Consider the following 20,531-nt stretch of genomic DNA (forward strand, 5'->3'; position numbering starts at 1 on the left):
GATGGTCGCGCCCAATCAGCGCCCGGGCAATAGTCAAAGCCGCCAACCTGACTGACTGCTTTGGCCACTGCTACCGGGCGGGTTAGAGCGTCAGCTTGAATGCCTGCCCAGCGCCTTTTCGGTCAAGGTCATGATCAGTTGGTCGCGCGCCAGCTTGCGCGCCTTGCCGATGGCCTCCATCTGTCGCAGGTGTTCGGCATCGGGCAATTTCAGCGCGGGGTTCATCAGTTGCTCGACTTGCTCATGAAAAGGCGCGTCGGTTTCGTCGAACGCCTGGCGATGGCGAACTTGCAGGTACTCGACCCAGAAGTCGCGTTGGCTGACGGACGCCTGCAACGCTTCGCCCTGTTCGGCTGCCAGCACCTGTCGGCGTGCAAGGCCCAAGGTGTATCTGTCGACTTGGGCCGCACCGCGAAAAAGCATGCTCATGGGCTGGCCAGGCAATTGCAGCGACTCGCGCAGACCGATGCGATAGGCAAGGCTGATCTCGACTTCATCACCATCCACGCCGGCGTTCTCTCGGCTCTGGATATCCCTCAGGGCGAAGCGCTCGACTTCGTCCAGCCGAAACAGTCGACGGGCGAGTTGCAGCAGCGCAGCCCCTTGAGTGCCTGCGCCAGCCGTTGCATTGGCTTGCCAGACCAGGCGCTTGATTTCCAGGGCACTGAAAAGCCCCGCCACGCTGTCCTGGCAGGTCCTGGGCAGGCGTGCATGCTCGAAGATTGCCCTGCGTAGCTGGGCATTGTCGTGCATGGCTTGCACAAGCTCGAACACACGTGCCGTCAGTTCATTGCGGTGACGAAGAAAATCGGCTGTGCTTTGGAGATCCTCCAGTACCGCGAAAAACGGTGAACCGCCCGCTTCTTCCATCAACGCATCCCAACAGGCCCCACGCTGCGCCTGATCAACGACGGGGCTGCCCGCCAGCCAGTTGAGTCGTGCGCGATACAAGGCCGCTGCGTCTCCTACTTCTGGCCCTACCCTATAGGGTGCTTCACGGAAATTATCCAGCCTTGCAACCGTTGAACGCTCCAACGGGTTGTCCGACAGCACCAGGTTTCGAGAGACCCAGCGTGGCGCCTGGAAGAACTGTTGCGGCAAGCTGCGGATGCGGTTGTGGCGCAAATCAGCCAATTCCAGGGTGTAGCGGCTTAGCAAACCGGTCGGCAGCGTTTCAATCTGGGTTCGGCACAGCATCACACTACGTAAACGGTCGAAACTGCTCAGGTCCAGAGTGGGGCCAATCGGGTTGCCGGACAGGTCCAGCCTTTGCAGGTTTCGCAGGCGCCCCAAGGCCAAACTCTGCCGAGTATCCAGGTGAATGAAGTTGTCGCGCAGATCAAGCGTCGTCAGTTGCAGGCAGCGATCCAGATGCGCCGGCAGTTGCTGCAAGCGGTTACCGGCAAACACCAATTGGCGAAGGCCGGTAAAGCTGCGAAAGAAGCTGTCCGGCATGCTATCGAGCCCTATACCGGTGATGGACAGCTCGCTCACGTGGCTGAAATCGATCGACAAGGGTAATGACGGCAAGTGAGGCAATTCGCCTTGGTCCAGGGTCAGGCTGTAGCCGCTGAAGCGTCCGTTTTCATCAACGCAACGCGGGCTGCGACGACACCAGGCATCTTCGATACTGCGCGCCACCTGCCGGCGCAACAGCCGTTCAGCGGCCATCGGCGCCGTGGCGACGGCGTCGATCCACTCTTGCAACGCTATCGCCAGAAAATTCGACTGCCTGCGAAGATTATCGAGCCGAATACTCAGGTCCATGCCCGGTTGCTGCTCGATCCACCACTGGATTTCATCCTCATCAAGGCCTGGATAAATCTCCCTGACCCGACTGAGCAAGGCCCGTGGCTGACCCTGCCCGCGTCCGCTCAAGAGATATCCCAACCGGCCGCTGGGCGAACGCGTCGGCCAGCGGACATGGGGCTCAAGGTCGGGTAATTGCAAGAAGGTGGCGACCTCTTCGCGCCGCAAACCTGTCGGCGCCTGCGCCAGTTCCGCACGCTTGAGTGTGTGCAGGTATCGGCCTTCCAGGGCACGGGTGATGCGGGTTTCACGGACATGCCGGCGCGCCAGCTCCGCCAGGCGTAAAGGCACTTGGCGCTTGATGTCCATGCGCTGGATTTCTTCGCTGTTGGCCGTGGTCAGCATCTCCTTGGCCGCGGCCAGGGTCAGGGACGGAAAATCGCGACGCAGCAGCAATGCCTGGGCGTCGTCAGTGGCTTGGCTTTGGCGGTACTGGGATTCGAACAGGTCTACACGCTGGCGTTGCAACTGCGCCACCAGCGCGGCGGCGTCGCTTTCGCCCGACGAATCCACGACCGCATCAAACAGATCGTCGGCACCGCGTACGGGCAGATCTGCATGATTAAGCCGGGCCAACAGCGCTTCAATCCGCCCATTGATCGCAAACCGCACGCAGGTGTCCTGAAAGTTGGCATCGGGTGGCGAGCATTCGACGTGCCACTGACGCAGGCGCGGGGCATCGATACCGGTGACTTCCAGGATTCGATCAATACTTTGCCCATCCACCCCCGAATACAGGTGACCCAACCGACGAAACAGCTCATGGGGCTCGCGCCACTGCAAAGGGTCTTCCATTCGAAGTCGCCAGGCACCGGCATCGTTATGCACCAAGGCTGGTGCCAGGTCGTCATGAGGCAACAATTGCCAGCGCTGCGTGTCGGCGACAGCGCGCACGGGGTAGAACTCGCCCCCCATGCCCACCCATTGCCTGGCCCCGTCTCGATACAGGCCAGTTGCATCCGCCTCAAGCAGGCGAGGCAAGGCTTGTCGATAGGCGGCCAGGTTCATGTCCCAAAGTCGGGCGCGGCCGTTCTCCAGATCGGCCGGCAGCAACCCATCGACGAAACCCGAACGGCTGAACGCCTGTCGCGCAACGGTCACACCGATCGCCGTGGCGCCGATCAGGGCAACATTGGCCGCGACATTGAATAAATGCCCCAGCGCCTCATCGACATCCCCGTCTCGCCAATCCTTGACGCCGTGATACACCTCCCCCATCAATTGCCACACCGCGACCCCAAGCATTATTTCACCCAGGCCTGGGACGAACAGGCCGGCCAGGTTCAGCAGCGTCAAGCCTTCTTGCCGGCGGCGCCGGGCGTGCTCGATAGCGGCTTCTCGGTCCAGGGTCGCGGTCGGTACCGCCAGCAGCGCTGCGTCATTAAGAATGCGCGATATTTTCAGGCGAGCCACAGTGTCGAACAGGCCCTCTTCAACGCCCAGCAGCCTTTCGTCCAGGCCAAACGTGGCGGAGCCAGAAGGCATGGGCAGACGCGCCTGCAAGGTGGCAAAAAACCGGACATAACCGGCACGAGGGACAAAGCGGCTGAAGAAACGCTGATACGCCGGTGCGCGAAGACGATGCGCCAAGTCATCGGCAAATAAACGCAGCGAACCGAACGTTTGCAAGGGTTTGGATGAGTCACCAGGCAGGTACGCAATCACATCCCCTGCGGGCAAGTCGAACACCAGGATATCGCTCAACTCCACGCCCAAAAGCTTCAGGCGGTGTGCCTGTGTCGAGTGACCCGCCGAGGACGAACAGGCTTGCTCAAGTACCTGAAATTCATGCTCTTGCAGTTCGCCCTTAAGAAAGGCGATTTGCGCGTCCAGGCGCAGGGCATCGCGAAAGCTCTCGGCAATGAACGATTGTGCCGTCGGCGTCAGTAGTTTCGAGCGCAGATGGGCCTGATAGGCACCGCCCAGGTCCACGGCTCGACAACAGGTGACAAAGCCCTGCGCAGTCGGGGCTACGGTGCGCGCCGTCAGCAAGCGCGAGCCGGAAAACAGGCCATTGGCCTGCGCCTGATCCGGGCTGAAATTGCGCAACGCCGCCTCGAACAGGCTCATGGGTGTTTCCACAATGTCGGTCACCGGTACACCGATGGGCATTGAGGTCAGCACCGGCTCTTTATGAGTGGCGACAAAAATGTCCTTGTAGAGGTTCAGCCCATCGCCCAGATGCTGCTGCAAGGCCCTTTTTAGTAAGGGTGCGCAAAACGGCTCCATAGCCTCGAGAGCGCTCAGGCATGTGGAGAGCTCGCGCTGGGAGTCCAGGCTGGCCCGCATGCGCTGGTGCAGTGTCGCGACTTGCACTGGCGTAGCCTGGCTTACCCAAGCTGGTAGGGCCTGTTCGATGATGTGATCATGGAAGTGCTCGTGCACAAGAGCAGGAGATTGCGGGACGTAGTCGGTCATTGGGGCACTCATCCTTGAGAAAACCCGAGGATAAAGCGCCCCACCGACAACCAGCCCCTACAAGGTTATGACCCGCAGGGCTGCAAGATCCGCCTGCCTGGATACATCAATGCCCCACCTCAGGATTCGTTGCCAACGATTCACGCGTCAGCCTCAGGATCAGCGCTTCACGAGCAATACGACGCTGGTCGGCGATAGCGTCTATTTGTTTCAGATAGTCGGCATCCTGCAGGCTGGACTCGCTATCCATCAGGGTGTCAACCTGAGCATGAAACGGGGCATCCATCGCCTCGAACGCTTGCGCATGATGCACGCGCAGAAAATCGACCCAGAAATCGCGCTGGCTGATCGACGCGGCCAACTGCTCGCTACGCTCTGCGGCCAGGACACGTCGACGAGCCGCGCTCAATCGCGGGCCGGTGACCCCGGAAATACCGCCATAAAGCATCCCCATGGGCTGACCGGGCAATTCGAGGGAGTCACGCAAACCCGTGCGGTAGGCCAGGCTGACTTCGATTTCATCGGGGTTGGCGCCACTTTCGCGCCGGGCCTGGACATCTTCAGCCGCAATGCGCACGACCTCGTCAAGACGGAACAAGCGGCGAGCCAGCCTCAATAAAGCAGGCCCTTGAGCGCCTTGGGCTGCCTGTTCGTTTGCCCACCAGACCCAGCGCCGCATCTCTAGCGAGCTGAACACCAGCGCCACGCTGTCATGGCAGGTAAGCGGTGCCATGGCATAGTCAAATATCTCTCGGCGCAGTCGTGCATTCGAGCTCATGGCCTCCACCAGATCAAACACTCGGCGGTTCAAGTCGGCCCGATGATCGGCAAAATCAGCGGTGTCTTGCAGGTCGACCAGCACGGAAAAAAACGCACTGGAGCCCTCCTCGGCTTCCAGCAGGTCCCAGTTCACCGTGCGCTCGGCCCGCAGCGCCTGAGCACTGCCTGCCAGCCAACTGAGCCGGGCATTGGAACGTGCCGCCGCATCTTCAGCTACCGCCGCTATCCTGAACAGCACCTCCATGTGGTTGCTCCAACGCAACGCGACCTGCTCCTGAAGCGGATTGCCCCTTAGAGCGATATTGCGAGTCACCCATCTCGGCGCCCGGTAGAACGCTTCTGGCAGCGTAGTAATCTGGTTATCGCGTAAATCAACCACATCCAGCGTCCGACAATCGAGCAGGCCCCTGGGCAATGCGTCGATCTGAGTTCGGCGCAAGTACAGGCTGGTCAATTGATCAAGTGAAGTCAGGTCCAGAGCTGGACCAATTGGGTTACCCGACAAACTCAACGTTGTCAGCGCGCTCAGCCGCCCCAGTGTTGCACTTTGCACCTCGTTCAGATGAATGAAGTTGTCGTTCAGGTTAAGGGTCGTCAGTTGAGAACAACGAGCCAGGTGCGTCGGCAGCCGCTGCAAGCGATTATTGGGTAATTCCAGTTGTCGCAACTGGGTAAAACTGCGGAAAAAACTGTCCGGCATATCAGTCAACCCTACAGAAGTCAGGCAAAGCTCGTGGACATGGCTGAAGTCGATCGCCATGGGCAGGGAGGGCCAACTCGACAGATTGTAGTGAGCAATAACCAGGCGATAACCGACGACATTGCCGGCACCGTCGAAAACCCGCGTACTGCGACGATGCCAGCAATTTTCGACATAACGCGCCACCCGCTCGCGCTGAGTGCGCTCAAGGCGGCGCTGCGGCCCTGGAACTTCGTTGATCCAGCTCTGCAAGGCTTCGCTCAACAGCCGTGAATGCTGACGCAACGTGTCGAGGCGAGCACACAGATCGCCCTCTGTCAGCGTTTGCGATATCCACAGGTCAACTTCGTCTTCGCTCATGCTCGGGTAAATTTCCCGAACCTGACTGGTCAGCGATCGCGGCCTACCCTGCCCGCGGCCGCTCAGGGGATAGCCAAGCCTTCCACTCGGCGTTCGTATCAGCCCGCGAAAGCTTTGTCCGGTGACTGGCATCTGCAGAAACGTCGCCGCCTGGTCGCGACTCATTGTCGCTACAACCCCTTCCAGCTCCGCACTCTGGGCACTCTGCAGGTAGCGCCCCTCCAGTGCCCGGGTGATGCGTGTTTCGCGCACATGGCCACGCGCCAACTCCGCCAGTCGCAAAGGTATTCGAGCGTTGGCACGCATCGATAAGAACTCGTTAGCGTTGGCAGTGGCCAGGATTTCATGCGCCGCGGCCAAGGTAAGCGAGGGAAAATCCCGGCGCAGCAACAACACCTGAGCGTCCTCGCTTGCCTGGCTCTGACGGTACGCCGACTCGAACAGGTCGACACGCTGGCGTTGCAACTGCGCCATCAACGCCGGGGCATCGCCATCAGGTAGCGTATCCAGGACAACATCCAGAAGCTCATCATGACCTCTGGCGGGTATTTGACCGGCGTTCAACAGTGCCAGGAAGGATTCAAGGCGCTCATTGATTGCAAAACGAATGCGAGTGTCTTCCAGGCTGGCATCGGCGGGCAGGCCTTCCACATGCCACTGGCGTATCCGCGCGGCATCGATCCCTGTCACTTCCAGCATGCGGTCGATGCTCAGATCGTCGAAGTGCGCAAAGGCTTCACCCAGGCGCCGAAACAGGTAATGCGAACCGTCCCATTGCAAGGGGTCTTCGGCCACTGCGCGCCAGGCGCCAGCCCCATTTTGGATCAACATGGGGGCTAGACCGTTGATGGGCCGCAACTGCCAGCGTCCAGAGGCCTCGATTTTTTTCACCGGGTAGAAGTGACCCTCCATGTAGACCCAACGCAGCGGGCCATCGGTGTATAGGCCGAAAGCATCAGCAATCAAAAATCGCGGTAACGCTTGCTGCCAAGGAGCCAGCGTCATTTTCCACAATCGCGTGCGACCATTTTCAAACTCCGCCGGCTCCAGACTGTCGACGAATGCCGATCGCGCAAAAGCGCCTCGGGCCACGGTTACACCGACGACAGTCGCGCCAAGCAATGCGACGTTGGCGGCCACATTGAACAGATGCCCCATCGCTTCATCGATATCGCCGTCGTGCCAGTCTTCCACGCCGTGGTACACCTCGCCCAGCAACTGCCAAACCGCCACCCCGAGCATGACTTCGCCAAGCCCTGGCACGAACAGGCCGGCCAGATTTAGCAGCGTCAGGCCTTCGGCCGCTCTGCGGCGGGCATGCTCCAGGGCGGCCTGGTGGTCGAGGGTCGAGGTGGGTACGGCCAGCATGGCTGCGTCATCAAGAATTCGCTGGATACGCCTGCGCGCCAGGCTGTCATAGAGCGCGCCGTCCACGCTCAGTAAGCGCTCGTCCAACCCGATGATGGCCAAATCCGAAACGCTGCCAAAACGTTGCTGCAAGGTTGCAAAAAATTTTCCATAGCCCGCATAAGGCACAAACCGGCTGAAAAAACGCTGGTATTGTCGGTTGCGAAGTCGGCGCTCCAATTCGTTGGCCAAAAGGCGCAAAGAGCCAAAGGCTTGCACTGGTCTGACAGGGTCGCCAGGCAAATAGGCGATAACGCGACCATCGGCCAAGTCGAAGACGACGATGTCGTCAAGCTTGACACCCAGTAGTTTCAGACGGCGAACTTCCACAGCAGTACCCGAGCGATCCAGCACGGGTTTGAGCGTGCACGCCTGTTCAATGATGTGAAAGTCATCAGTGCTCAGCGCTTGCTTGAGCTGTGCAAGTTGCGCATCAACATACATGGCCTGGCGAAAGCTCAAGGCAATCATCGAGATCACCCGCTGCGCTGCAGGGCCGTTGGATTGACCGGATTCTTCAGTGGGCCTCAGCACCGATTTCAAATAGATTTGATAAGCGCCACCCAGGTCCAGCGAACGGCAGCAATCAATAAAATCCAGCGTTGATGGCGTCTGGGGTCGGGCGACGATCATACGAGTGCCGGCGATCAAGCCCGCTGCGCTAGCTTGATCGGAACTGAAGTTGCGCAAGGCGGCCTCAAACAGGTTCATGCGCTGCTCGATCAGTTCGGTGACCGGCACACCGATAGGCTGCGAGGTAATGACCGGCTCTTTGTGGGTGGCAACAAAAATATCCTGCTGGCTGTCTAGCCCGTCCCCGAAGCGGCTAAACAAAGCCTCGGTCAACAAGGGTTTGCAAAATGCCTGGATAGGCATGAGGTTGCTCAACAGCTCGCTGAGTCTTCGCCCAGACGCAAGGCTTTGCTGCATGCTCTGGCGCAAGACATCCACTTGCGCAGGCGTGGCCCTGCCCAGCCAGTCCGGCAAGGCTTGCTCGATTAGGTGATCGTGATAGTGCGTATGGGCCAGCGCGACAGCGGCTTGGTTTAATGGGGTCATGGTAAGGCGCTCTTCCTTGAGGGAAACTCGAGAGTAGAGCGACTCACCTTGGCATTGCGCTTAAATGCTTATGACCCTTTGAGTGGATAATCAAGCTCTGCAGACTTCATCCTCGCCAATCTGCATTGCTGGCAAGGCCTGTTCAATGAGCCGATCGTGGAAGTATTCATCGGGTAGGCACTGGGTGGCTAAAAGGTTATGACCCGCCCTGGGACAAAATCAGGCTGCGGTAGTGGCCGGGGTTGCTACCGGTCCATTTGCGAAACGCCTTGTAGAACGAACTGGTGTCGGCAAACCCCAGGCGCGTTGCGATCTCGGCAAAGCTGATCTGCGCCTCGGCCAGCCAGTGCACGGCCAACTCCTTGCGTACCGCATCCTTGAGGCCTTGGTAAGTCTGGCCTTCATCAGCCAGGCGACGGCGCAATGTCGACGCCGAAATGCACAGGTTGCGCGCCAGGGTTTCGGTTTCTGGCCATTGACTGGCCGGCAATTGACGCAAATCACTCCTGATGCGCCAGGCCAGGCTGTCCTGGTTGCGGTATTTGACCAAAATATTGGCCGGCGCGTGAGCCAGGAATCGCTGTAATTCCTGTTCTGTTCGGCGGATAGGCAGGTCCAGGCAGTCACCGGCAAAAATCATCCGAGTGCGGGCGCGACCGAAGCGCAGGTTGTCCGAAAACATCACTCGATAATCGTCGCAGTATTCAGGCTCGGCGCAGCGCAATTCGATCGCCAGGATCGGAATCCGTCGCCCGGCCAACCAGCAGGCGACGCCATGCACCAGCATCCAGTAGGTGAAATAACAAAAAGCGCGACGCGGGGCTCGGTCCTGCTCACGCAGCACCACTTCGGCCAGGCTTTGCTGGCGCCCAAGGTCCGCTTGCAGGTGCTCGAACATCAGAGAAAGAAACTCCAGCACCAAGGCCAGCCCCGACGCCAGGGTTGGCTGGGCCATGGCGGCGCGGCAAAGAAACGCCAGGCTGCCGGATTTCAGGCGCCGTGGGTCCATGCCAAAGAACTCATCATCCCGTTGCCGGGCGAGCAGGCGCCATAGCCGAGCATAGGCCAGTGCCGGCACGCGTGCCTGGGGGTGATCCAGAAGCGCTGGCGCGATGCCCACTCGCAGCAGTGCCTCGTGGGTCGCCTCCCCCGGTGGGCAGCTTTGCAGCAGGGCCTCGCGGACCAGTTGAATGGAGATGGTGTCTTTTTCCGCCATGGCGCGCCGTGCATCCTGTTCGGTATCCCGTGTCGGCCATCTTAGGGCGCTGTCGATAAAACGCCAGCCCCATGCCCGACCACGACATCCAGACGGCCGACATATCACCAGGCCGCGCTCCTGTCCTATGCTGAAATGCGCCATTCGGACCTGGAGCCAGCATGATTGTCGGCATCGACCTCGGTACCACCTATAGCCTGATTGCCGCTTGGCGCGATGGCGTCCCTCAGTTGGTCGCCAATGCCCTGGGCGACTTCCAAACGCCCAGCGTGGTGGGGCTGGACGATGAAGGCCGAATCATCGTCGGGCACATTGCCCGCGAGCGCCTGCAAACTCATCCACACAAAACCGCCGCCTTGTTCAAACGCGCCATGGGCAGCGCTCGGCCGATCCGTCTGGGCGATCAGTCATGGCGCGCCGAGGAGCTGTCGGCACTGGTACTGCGCAGCCTGCGCGAGGATGCCGAGCGACACTTTGGCGAACCCATCCAGGCGGCGGTGATCAGTGTGCCGGCCTACTTCAGCGACGCCCAACGCAAGGCCACCCGAGCCGCTGGCGAGTTGGCAGGGCTCAACGTCCTCAGGCTGGTCAACGAGCCTACGGCCGCGGCCCTTGGCCATGGCCTGCAATTGCACGGCAGCACGACCAGCCTGCTGGTATTCGACCTGGGCGGCGGTACCTTTGACGTGTCGGTGCTGGAGTTGTTTGACGGGGTGATGGAGGTGCGAGCCAGTGCCGGTGACAATTTTCTGGGTGGCGAGGACTTCGACACCCTGCTGGCCCAGGCTTTCATTGCCGCGCAAGGGGGCGCCCCAGCACTGCCGGACCTCACTGAGCCGCTGATCGCTGCACGCTTGCGCCGCGAAGCCGAGCGGGTGCGCCACGCCTTGGGGCATCAGGCGCAGGTCACGTTCACCTTGAGCCATCACGACCGGCAGTGGCAGCGGCCATTCTCCCAGGACGAATTGCCAAGCCTGTATGCGCCGCTGCTTGCACGCCTGCGAGCCCCCATCGAAACGGCCCTTGCCGATGCCCGGATCCGTCCAGGCGAGCTCGACGAGATCCTGCTGGTGGGCGGCGCGACCCGCATGCCGCAGATTCGCAAGTTAGTGGCGGGGCTGTTTGGCCGCCTGCCCTCGTTGCGCCTGGACCCCGACCATGCGGTAGCGCTGGGCGCTGCCGTGCAAGCCGCACTGGCCAACCATGATGCCGCGCTGGATGAGGTGGTCATGACCGATGTGTGCCCGTATTCCCTGGGCATCGAAACCTCGGTCAGCCTGGGCAACCGAGTGGAGCCTGGGCATTTTCTGCCGATCATCGAGCGCAATACGGTAGTGCCTGTCAGCCGTGTACGGCGGGTGATGACCCTGCACGACCAACAGACCGAAGTCTTGCTCAAGGTGTATCAGGGCGAGAGTCGCTGGGTGCGAGAAAACATCTATTTAGGCCAACTGTGCATCGAAGTCCCGCCACGCCAGGCCGGCGAGATCAGCCTGCAGGTGCGCTTGAGCTACGACCATAATGGATTGCTGGAAGCGGAGGTCGATTGCCCGGTACTGGGCGAAAAACGCCGACTGGTGATTCAGAACAACCCAGGCGTATTGACGAGTATCGAAATAGAACAACGCCTAGAGGCCCTCACCGCGCTGAAGGTTCACCCTCGTGAGCAACAAGCCAATACCTTGTTGATCGCCCGTCTGGAGCATCTTTACCAAGCCAGCCTCGGCGCTGTGCGTGAGCGGATCGATGTCATGACCTCGCAGTTCGAGCACGTCCTCGACAGCCAGGACGAGCAGCAGATCAAGGACCTGCGCCGGCAGTTGAATGCCAGTCTGCAAGCACTTGAACAAGGCGTCTGGCCTTGAGTTGCTGGACCCTGCTGGGCCTGCCTGCCGATGCTGACCCGCGTAGCATCAAGCGCCGCTATGCCTGCCTGCTCAAGCGCTGCCGTCCCGACACCGACCCCCAGGGTTTCCAAAGCCTGCGCCAGGCTTATGAAGAGGCCTTGGCGCTGAGTGATCGCCGCGCAATCCTGGATACCGCGTTAACCGCTACCGGTGAGCCAGCCCTCGAACAGCCGTCCCCCGCCCAATGGCTCGCCGAACATTTACTGGAAGATGCCACCGCCGAAGACCTTGACCAGCGCTGGGCTCAGGCTCAGGCCTGCTACTGCGAAGCCGAGTTTGAAACGACGTTGCTACACACCTGCCTTGCCGCCACCCACCACGCTCATCAACTGGCCGAATGGGGCATGCAGCGGTTCAGTTGGCTGACGCCCTGGCAGCGTACTGACTTACCCTCCCCTGATCTTGAGCGCCTGCTTTGGCAATTGCAGGCGCACAGTGAACAAGCTCTGGAAAATGCCTTGTGTCACAACCAGCCACAAGCATTTCTCAGGGTGTATCACCAGCTTGACCAGACACTCTGGTTGCAAGCGCACAGCCGCCGCGAATGGCTGGACAGCACCCTCGCCCGGGTGCTGTTGGGCAGCGAGTCATGGTCACAAGAACTGTTCGATACCGTCAGCCGTCTGCAAGGCTGGAATGATCCGCAGAGCCGCCCGCCACCGCATTGGAACGGATTACTGCAACGCAGCCAGAGCCAGGCGTTTCTCAACGAGCAACGCCGCTTGGCGCGGCTGGCGGCAGACACCCCGGCCGGGCGTGCGGCGCGATTGCTGCTTGAACCGATGAACGACGAACAACGCACGCTGCTGACCCGTCACTTCGGCAGCGATGACTGGGCTGCCTGCCATCAACTGGCCGATCGCCTGCAACTGGGCTATCCGCTGTTACACCAGGAAGTGGTCGACGGCGACCCGTATTACTGGTGCCCGTTGCAGCGCCGTCCCAAACGCTGGTTGGCGCCGCTCTCGCTGCTGGTCGCCAGCGGGGCAGCCTATGCCGTTGGCGGGGTGTCTGGCGTTGGGGTATTTTTACTGACGCTTCTGGGGTTGCGGGCACTGACGCGATGGCGCGCCTAGGCATATCGCGCCATTGCAGTGAATCAACGCTCCGGTTCGGCAAAACCCGTCTAGTCTTTCCAGGCTTACTCTTCATCACACCTGCGAGGGCACTTCCATGGCATTGCGCATCAACGATTCGGTACCCAACTTCAACGCCGATACCGATCAGGGCCCTATCAGCTTTCATGACTGGATAGGCTCGGACTGGGCGATTCTGTTTTCCCACCCCAAGGATTTCACGCCCGTGTGCACCACCGAGTTCGGTGTCGTCGCGCAGCTGGCGGACGAATGGGCCAAGCGCGGTACGAAGGTGATTGGCGTGTCGGTGGATGGCGTGGACGCCCACAAACAATGGAAAACCGACATTGAAGGCTATTGCGGTACGCTAGCGGGCTTCCCGATCATTGCCGATGAAGGCCTGGCAGTGTCCAAGGCGTTCGACATGCTGCCTGCCGAAGCCTACCTGCCGGATGGCCGCACCGCGGCCGACACCGCCACCGTGCGTTCGGTGTTCATTATTGGGCCGGACAAGAAGGTGAAACTGTCCATGACCTACCCCATGTCGGTAGGTCGCAACTTTGCCGAAGTACTGCGTGCGCTTGATGCGCTGCAATTGACCTATAACGTGCCACTGGCCACCCCCGCCAACTGGACCGAGGGGCAGGACGTCATCGTGGCCCTGGCGCTCAACGATGATCAGGCGCGGGAGAAGTACGGCGCGATCGACATCAAGCTGCCTTACCTGCGCACCACCAAGGCCCCGAAATAACGCGGCCCCTGTAGGAGCAAGGCTTGCCTGCGATTCAAGCGCCACGGTCTGGCGGTAATCCGCGGTGATTTTATCGCGGGCAAGCCCGGCTCCTACAGGATCGAGCGTCTGGCGGGTTGATGCCATCGGGTAGGAGCAAGGCTTGCCGGAATGCCGGACCACTGCGATGGTATCGGCGCGGTGAATTAGATAGACGGCGGTGTCTGTATCGCGAGCAAGCTCTGCTCCTACAAACAGATAGACGATCTGGTGGGATCAAAAAGGAAGGGTAAAACGAAAATGGCAGGGGCGGCTGGATTCGAACCAACGCATGGCAGGATCAAAACCTGCTGCCTTACCGCTTGGCGACGCCCCTGTATCTGATGCTACAAGTACCCGCTACGCTGCTGCGTGAGGCCCTGTGCAAGAATGCGCGCAAATTTACCAACATTTGCTTGGCTTGGGAAGCAAAAATTGAAATAAATTTTTTTAAAACAGCAACTTAGTGTTTTCAACTGCTCAACCAACAAGGTGCGCCGGCCTCGGCGCACCTTGTGTCAACTCAGTTCCAGGGACGATCGCCGTTCTCGTCCTTGATACGAGTCGGCAGGCCCATCACGTCCAGCGCCTTGAGGAACGGCTCTGCCGGCAGCTCCTCGACGTTGACCATGCGCTGCACATCCCACTCGCCACGCGCGACCAACAGGGCCGCCGCTACCGGTGGCACGCCTGCGGTGTAGGAAATGCCCTGGCTGTCAGTCTCGGCGAAGGCTTCTTCGTGGTCGGCCACGTTGTAGATGAACACTTCACGAGGCTGGCCATCCTTGGTGCCCTTGACCAGGTCACCAATGCAGGTCTTGCCGGTATAGCCCGGTGCCAGGGAGCCTGGGTCAGGCAGCACGGCCTTGACCACCTTGAGCGGCACCACTTCCAGGCCTTCCGCGGTCTTGACCGGTTGCTCGGAGAGCAGGCCCAGGTTCTTGAGCACGGTAAACACGTTGATGTAGTGCTCGCCAAAGCTCATCCAGAAACGCACGTTCGGCACGTTCAGGTTCTTGGACAGCGAGTGGACTTCATCGTGACCGGTCAGGTACAGGTTCTGCGAGCCGACCACCGGCAAGTCGTCAGTGCGCTTGACTTCGAACATGGTGTTGCTGGTCCACTGGCTGTTCTGCCAGCTCCACACCTGCCCGGTGAACTCACGGAAGTTGATTTCCGGGTCGAAGTTCGTGGCGAAATACTTGCCATGGGAGCCTGCATTGACATCGAGAATGTCGATCGAATCAATGCGGTCGAAATACTGTTGTTGCGCCAACGCGGCATAGGCGTTGACAACACCCGGGTCGAAACCCACGCCCAAAATGGCGGTGATGTTCTTCTGCTGGCACTCTTCGAGGTGATTCCACTCGTAGTTGCCATACCAGGGCGGCGTTTCGCAGACCTTGCCTGGTTCTTCGTGGATGGCGGTGTCCAGATAGGCCACGCCAGTATCGATGCAGGCACGCAGCACCGACATATTGAGGAAGGCGGAACCAACGTTGATCACGATCTGCGACTCGGTGTCGCGAATCAGTGCCTTGGTTGCTTCTACATCCAGGGCGTCCAGCGAGAAGGCCTGGATTTCTGCGGGCTGTTTGAGGCTGCCCTTGGCCTTGATGCTTTCGATGATGGCCTGGCATTTGGAGATGTTGCGCGACGCGATAGCAATACGACCGAGTTCATCGTTGTGCTGCGCGCACTTGTGGGCCACCACCTTGGCGACACCTCCTGCACCAATGATAAGTACGTTCTTCTTCAATTTGTGTCTCTCTCCTTCTCTGCTCTGCCAGCTTACGACAGGCTGGACATGTAGTCGTTGTAGCCAAATTCACGAACCACCTCGACGCTGCCGTCGAGCTGCTTCACCACGATGGACGGCATTTTCAAGCCGTTGAACCAGTTTTTCTTGACCATGGTGTAACCCGCTGCGTCGATGAACGACAGCCGGTCACCGATCGCCAGCGGACGATCGAATTGATACTCACCGAAGATATCCCCGGCCAGGCAGGATTTGCCGCAGACCATGTAGGTGTGCTCACCGGCGCTTGGCGCAAGCTTGGCGTTCAGGCGATAGATCAGCAGATCGAGCATGTGCGCCTCGATGGAGCTGTCGACCACGGCCAGGTGCTTGCCGTTGTAGAGGGTATCGAGCACGGTGACTTCCAGCGATGCGCTCTGGGTGATCGCCGCTTCGCCCGGTTCCAGGTAAACCTGCACGCCGTACTTCTGCGAAAAGCCCTTGAGGCGCTCGCAGAATGCGTCCAATGCATAGCCTTCGCCGGTGAAATGGATACCGCCACCCAGGCTGACCCACTCGACCTTGTGCAACAGATGACCAAAGCGCTCTTCGATGGTGCACAGCATCTTGTCGAACAGGTCGAAATCACCGTTCTCGCAATTGTTGTGGAACATGAAGCCCGAGATCTGCTCGATGACCTGCTCGACTTTAACCGGGTCCCACTCGCCCAGGCGGCTGAACGGGCGCGCCGGGTCGGCCAGCAGGTAATCGGAACTGCTCACTTGCGGGTTGACCCGCAGACCGCGCACTTTGCCCTGGGAGGCTTCGGTGTAGCGCTGCAACTGCCCGATAGAGTTGAAGATGATCTTGTCGCAATTCTCGAGCATCTCTTCGATTTCATCGTCGGCCCAGGCCACGCTGTAGGCGTGGGTCTCGCCGGCGAACTTCTGGCGACCGAGCTTGAGCTCATAGAGCGACGAGGACGTGGTGCCGTCCATGTATTGCTCCATCAGGTCGAACACCGACCAGGTGGCGAAGCATTTGAGCGCCAGCAGGGCCTTGGCGCCCGACTGTTCGCGCACGTAGGCGATCTTCTGCAGGTTGGTCAGAAGCTTCTGTTTATCGATGAGGTAGTACGGCGTTTTGATCATTTCGAGGCCCCAGGCCTGGCCAGCCAAAAAAAGGACACGCATTGTGCCCGCACTTACTACAGATCGGAAGCACAAAGCGCATTTCTGTAGGAGCCAGCCTTGGCTGCGATGGCCGCACCGCGGTGCATCAGGCAAACCGCGGAGATGCCATCGCGACTAAAGTCGGCTCCTACAGGGGCGGGGTGCGCGGTGGGATCATGCGCCTGGAACCTGTCGACTCGAACGCCGAGGCATAGGTCAACAGCGACGAATCGTCGTAGGCACGGCCTGCGAAGGTTAGCCCCACTGGCATACCGATGTCCGGCATGATGCCCATCGGCACGGTGACGGTAGGAACGCCCAGGTGACGGATGGCAAGGTTGCCATTGGCGACCCATACCCCATTGCTCCAGGCAATATCGGCAGCCGCCGGGTCAATATCGGCATTGGCCGGGGCCACATCGGCGACCGTCGGGAACAACACGGCATCGAGACCCAAGCGTTCCATCCAGTCTTCAAGGTCGATCTTGCGCGTGTGCTCAAGCCCTCGAAGGCCATCCGGCAGCGTAGCGATTTCGTTCCAGGGCGTGATGCCGCGCTCGGCCATGCGCACATATTCATCCATGCCAGCGGCCAGGTCGCCTTCCCGATTCGGTAACGTACCAGGATCATGAGGGAAGATCTTTGCCCCCTCCACATCAACCAGACGGTTGAGCTTGGGGTCGCCATTGGCTTGCAGGAAATCGTCGAACGCCCAGGCGGTCAGATCCCACAGCTCATGATGAAGGAATTCTTTGGAAACAATTCCGCGATTAAACACCGTAGGTGCACCGGGACGATCACCCTCGCAATTGGACACCAACGGGAAATCGACCTCGATGACTTCAGCGCCAGCACCTTCAAGTGCCTTGCGCGCCGCTTCCCACAGCCCTATGACCGAGTCACGGGTGATGATGCGTTGGCCGGTGGGGCCGCCAATGCCCGGCTCATCGGCCGTGCCCGCTTGCGGGTCGGCATTGATGTACATGCGCGGTATGCCGAAACGCTTGCCCGCCAAGGCAGATGAGTCGGCGGCAAGCGCAGGATAGGAAGCCGGCCGCACTGAAGCGACGCTGGGAATGGGAACCCAGGGCTGCAACCGCCACAAGTCGCCGCGGGTGTCGGGATCTTCCGCCACCACCACATCGAGCACTTGCAGCAAGTCCGCCATGGTTCTGGCAAACGGCACCACCACGTCCATGGTCGGTGTCAGCGGCCAATTGCCGCGCACCGATATCACGCCGCGCGATGGGGTATAGGCACACAGGCCATTGTTCGAGGCAGGGCCCCTGCCGCTCGACCAGGTTTCCTCCGCCAGGCCAAAGGCTGCGAAGCTGGCGGCCGTTGCGGTCCCTGCACCATTGGAAGAACCTGAAGCAAAAGGCGCCGTGAGAAAGTCTGCGTTGTACGGGCTCTCTGCACGACCATACACCCCACGCTGCATACCGCCGTTGGCCATGGGCGGCATATTGGTCTTGCCCAGGCAGATCGCCCCGGCGGCGCGAAGCCGTTCGATGGTGAAAGCATCGCGGTAAGCGATCAGGTTGGCGAAGGCGGGGCTGCCCGAGGCGGCCGTCAGCCCTTTGACCAGATAACTGTCCTTGGCTGTGTAGGGAATGCCATCAAGCGGGCCCAACGCCTGGCCCTTGGCACGACGAGCATCCGAGGCCCGCGCCTCCTCAAGTGCATCGGGGTTGCGCACCACGACCGCATTAAGTGCAGTGGACGTGTCGGCGCCGTCATAGCCGTCGATCCGGGCAAGATAGGCCTGGGCAAGCTCGAGCGCCGTGACCTGGCCGGATTCGAGCGCAGCGCGTAGCTGGGCAATGGAGACTTCGGTGACTTCAATCATGCGGTTGCCTGGGTATTCATATTGATTCTCGTTCTGCAGGAGCAGACCTTGGTCGCGATGGCATCACCGCGGTGCCCGTGGTATCGGTGGTGTCCGCGAGGAACCGAGATGTTCACGATGAACCGCGGTGATGCCATCGCGACCAAGGTCTGCTCCTACGGCCTGTCAAGCCATCACCCCTTCGCCCTGACGAATCCGCTCCATGAAACTCCCAGCGGGCAGCGGGTGCCCCAACAGGTAACCCTGCAGCGAGTTGCAACCCAGCTCGGTAAGAAAGCTTTGCTGACGGTCGGTCTCGACCCCTTCGGCAACAATACGCAGGCCCAGGGCCTGACCCAGGGCGACGATGGCCGAGACGATGGCGGCATCGTCGCTGTCCTGTTCCAGGTCTCGCACAAAGCCGCGGTCTATTTTCAGTTCGTTGGCCGGCAAGCGCTTGAGGTACATCAGGCTAGAGTAACCGGTGCCGAAGTCATCGATGGAGAGGTCCACGCCCATTTCCGACAGGCGCTGCAGCACCGTCATGCTGGCGTCCGCATCGCTCATGGCGGTGGACTCGGTGATCTCCAGGGTCAGGCTGTTGGCCCGCAAGCCATGCGTCGCCAGCGCGTTGGCCACGCCGTCGACCAGGCCGATGTGGCAGAACTGCAAGGCCGACAGATTAACGGCGATGCGCCAATGACCATAGCCTTGGTCGACCCAGATGCGCATTTGCCGGCAGGCCTCATTAAGCACCCAATCGCCGATGGGGATGATCAATCCGGTTTTCTCGGCCAGCACGATGAACTTGTCCGGCTGCAACAGCCCCAGTGTCGGGTGCTCCCAACGCAGCAAGGCTTCGGCGCCGATCGGCTGGCCGCTCAGGGCATCGAACTTGGGTTGGTAATGCAGCCGCAATTGGTTTAGCGATTCGGCGGCGCGCAAATCCTGCAACAGCTGCAACTGCTTGCGCGCATTGGTGTTCATGGAACCATCGAAAAAACTGTAGCCGTTCTTGCCCGCGCTCTTGGCGTGATACATGGCGGCATCGGCGTTCATCAGCAGTTCGTGCTGGTCGGTGCCATTGCCAGGGTACAAGGCAATGCCGATGCTGGCCGAGACTTGCAGCTTGTGCTCGCCGACCTGAAAGGGCTGCGAGACCAGATTGACCTGGTTGGCGGCAAGGCTTGGCGCGTCGTTGGGCTCGTCCATGCGAACCAGCAGGACGAATTCATCGCCGCCGATGCGCGCCAGGGTATCGAGACCACGCAGGTGTTCGCGAAGCCGCGCAGCAACCGCTCGCAACAGTTCATCGCCCATATGATGGCCAAACGCGTCGTTGACCGGTTTGAAGCCATCCAGGTCGATAAACATCAAGGCAAAGCAGCCGCCCGCCTCGTCAGCCTTGTGGATGGCCTGATCGATGCGGTCAGCCAGCAGGGTGCGGTTGGGCAGCCCGGTCAAGGTGTCATGCAGCGCCAGCTTGGTCAGTTCCTGATTGGCCAATGTCAGGGAGTTGGCCAAGGCGGCGGTGCGCACTTCAAGACGCGCATCCAACACGGAGGTGAGCAAGGCGATCAACAACACCGAAAGGCTGGTGATCAACACCAGATAGTCCAGGCCGTCGCCGCTCAAGCCACTCAAGCCCGCGCCACAAAAGCTGCCCTCGGGGAACTGGGCCGCCGCCATGCCAGTGTAGTGCATGCCGACAATGGCCACGCCCATGATCACCGCTGCCCCGCCCCGCACCAGCCGCACATAAGGCATCTGCTTGCGCAGCCTCGATGCGATCCACAGCGCCACCGCGGAGGCACCGCCGGCTATCAGCAGCGAAGCCACGAACAGCGCGGGGTCATACTCGATGCCGGGCTGCATCTGCAGCGCCGCCATGCCGGTGTAGTGCATCGAGCTGATGCCGGTGCCCATGATCAAGGCGCCAAACCCCAACTGGGCTACCGGCAACTTGGGTTGATTGACCAGCCACAAGGCAAACCCGCAGGACATCACGGCGATCAGCAAGGACAACAGGGTCAGGGTCAGGTCGTATCCGAGCTCGAACGGCAAACGGAAGGCCAGCATGCCGATAAAGTGCATTGACCAGACGCCCACGCCCATCGCCAAGGCGCCGCCAGCGGTCCACAACTGGACGGCTCGCCCGCTCGCGGTGGCGATACGCCCGGTCAGATCCAGAGCGGTATACGAGGCCAGGATAGCCACGCACAGAGAGATAAAAACCAATGAGGGAGAGTAGCTGCCGATCAGCATGAGGCATTCCGCGGGAAAAAACGTCGA

10 protein-coding genes and 1 tRNA gene are annotated in these 20,531 nt (G+C 60.4%); 3 read left to right on the forward strand and 8 right to left on the reverse strand.

The window, feature by feature from the left end; translation table 11 throughout:
* Positions 1-90: 90 nt before the first annotated feature.
* The 3 genes from AC3IX4_RS19315 to AC3IX4_RS19325 all read right to left on the reverse strand — a co-directional run bounded on the left by AC3IX4_RS19315 (position 91) and on the right by AC3IX4_RS19325 (position 9,749).
* A complete protein-coding gene (locus tag AC3IX4_RS19315) occupies positions 91-4,227 on the reverse strand; it encodes an NEL-type E3 ubiquitin ligase domain-containing protein (protein ID WP_489257006.1) in 4,137 nt (1,378 codons plus the stop codon).
* 106 nt (positions 4,228-4,333) lie between these two features.
* Complete coding sequence (locus AC3IX4_RS19320) at positions 4,334-8,533, reverse strand: NEL-type E3 ubiquitin ligase domain-containing protein (RefSeq protein WP_489257007.1); 4,200 nt, start codon at positions 8,531-8,533, stop codon at positions 4,334-4,336.
* A 196-nt stretch (positions 8,534-8,729) separates the two neighbouring features.
* Positions 8,730-9,749, reverse strand: a complete 1,020-nt coding sequence (locus AC3IX4_RS19325; protein WP_489257008.1) for an AraC family transcriptional regulator — start codon at positions 9,747-9,749, stop codon at positions 8,730-8,732.
* A 161-nt stretch (positions 9,750-9,910) separates the two neighbouring features.
* Here AC3IX4_RS19325 and AC3IX4_RS19330 point away from each other — a divergent pair, with 161 nt between their 5' ends.
* The 3 genes from AC3IX4_RS19330 (at position 9,911) to AC3IX4_RS19340 (ending at position 13,483) form a co-directional block, all read left to right on the forward strand.
* Positions 9,911-11,614, forward strand: a complete 1,704-nt coding sequence (locus tag AC3IX4_RS19330) for an Hsp70 family protein (protein ID WP_489257009.1) — start codon at positions 9,911-9,913, stop codon at positions 11,612-11,614.
* Positions 11,611-12,732 carry a J domain-containing protein gene (locus AC3IX4_RS19335; protein ID WP_489257010.1) on the forward strand — a complete coding sequence of 374 codons (1,122 nt, stop codon included), beginning with the start codon at positions 11,611-11,613 and terminating at the stop codon, positions 12,730-12,732. Before AC3IX4_RS19330 ends, AC3IX4_RS19335 begins: the two co-directional genes overlap by 4 nt.
* Positions 12,733-12,829: 97 nt before the next feature.
* On the forward strand, positions 12,830-13,483 hold the full coding sequence (locus tag AC3IX4_RS19340; protein ID WP_489257011.1) for a peroxiredoxin: 654 nt from the start codon (positions 12,830-12,832) through the stop codon (positions 13,481-13,483).
* Between the two features lie 280 nt (positions 13,484-13,763).
* On the opposite strand, the gene AC3IX4_RS19345 is transcribed toward AC3IX4_RS19340, so the two are convergent.
* The 5 genes from AC3IX4_RS19345 to AC3IX4_RS19365 form a co-directional block, all read right to left on the reverse strand.
* Positions 13,764-13,838: transfer RNA gene (locus tag AC3IX4_RS19345), tRNA-Gln, on the reverse strand.
* Positions 13,839-14,024: 186 nt separating this feature from the next.
* Positions 14,025-15,260: a saccharopine dehydrogenase family protein gene (locus tag AC3IX4_RS19350; RefSeq protein ID WP_489257012.1), complete on the reverse strand. Its 1,236-nt coding sequence runs from the start codon at positions 15,258-15,260 to the stop codon at positions 14,025-14,027.
* A gap of 32 nt (positions 15,261-15,292) precedes the next feature.
* On the reverse strand, positions 15,293-16,390 hold the full coding sequence (nspC, locus tag AC3IX4_RS19355) for a carboxynorspermidine decarboxylase (protein WP_489261319.1): 1,098 nt from the start codon (positions 16,388-16,390) through the stop codon (positions 15,293-15,295).
* Positions 16,391-16,559: 169 nt separating this feature from the next.
* Entirely contained in the window at positions 16,560-18,260 is a 1,701-nt protein-coding gene (locus AC3IX4_RS19360) for an amidase (RefSeq protein ID WP_489257013.1), read from the reverse strand.
* Between the two features lie 165 nt (positions 18,261-18,425).
* Complete coding sequence (locus AC3IX4_RS19365; protein ID WP_489257014.1) at positions 18,426-20,504, reverse strand: putative bifunctional diguanylate cyclase/phosphodiesterase; 2,079 nt, start codon at positions 20,502-20,504, stop codon at positions 18,426-18,428.
* Between the last annotated feature and the right edge of the window lie 27 nt (positions 20,505-20,531).

This window comes from Pseudomonas sp. KH_021 (assembly GCF_057838865.1).

What these genes read in the sequence shown, in the direction of transcription:
- AC3IX4_RS19315 (WP_489257006.1), bottom strand. Translation starts at nt 4,227, where the DNA reads ATGACCGACTACGTCCCGCAATCTCCTGCTCTTGTGCACGAGCACTTC.
- AC3IX4_RS19320 (WP_489257007.1), bottom strand. Translation starts at nt 8,533, where the DNA reads ATGACCCCATTAAACCAAGCCGCTGTCGCGCTGGCCCATACGCACTAT.
- AC3IX4_RS19325 (WP_489257008.1), bottom strand. Translation starts at nt 9,749, where the DNA reads ATGGCGGAAAAAGACACCATCTCCATTCAACTGGTCCGCGAGGCCCTG.
- AC3IX4_RS19330 (WP_489257009.1), top strand. Translation starts at nt 9,911, where the DNA reads ATGATTGTCGGCATCGACCTCGGTACCACCTATAGCCTGATTGCCGCT.
- AC3IX4_RS19340 (WP_489257011.1), top strand. Translation starts at nt 12,830, where the DNA reads ATGGCATTGCGCATCAACGATTCGGTACCCAACTTCAACGCCGATACC.
- nspC (WP_489261319.1), bottom strand. Translation starts at nt 16,390, where the DNA reads ATGATCAAAACGCCGTACTACCTCATCGATAAACAGAAGCTTCTGACC.
- AC3IX4_RS19360 (WP_489257013.1), bottom strand. Translation starts at nt 18,260, where the DNA reads ATGATTGAAGTCACCGAAGTCTCCATTGCCCAGCTACGCGCTGCGCTC.
- AC3IX4_RS19365 (WP_489257014.1), bottom strand. Translation starts at nt 20,504, where the DNA reads ATGCTGATCGGCAGCTACTCTCCCTCATTGGTTTTTATCTCTCTGTGC.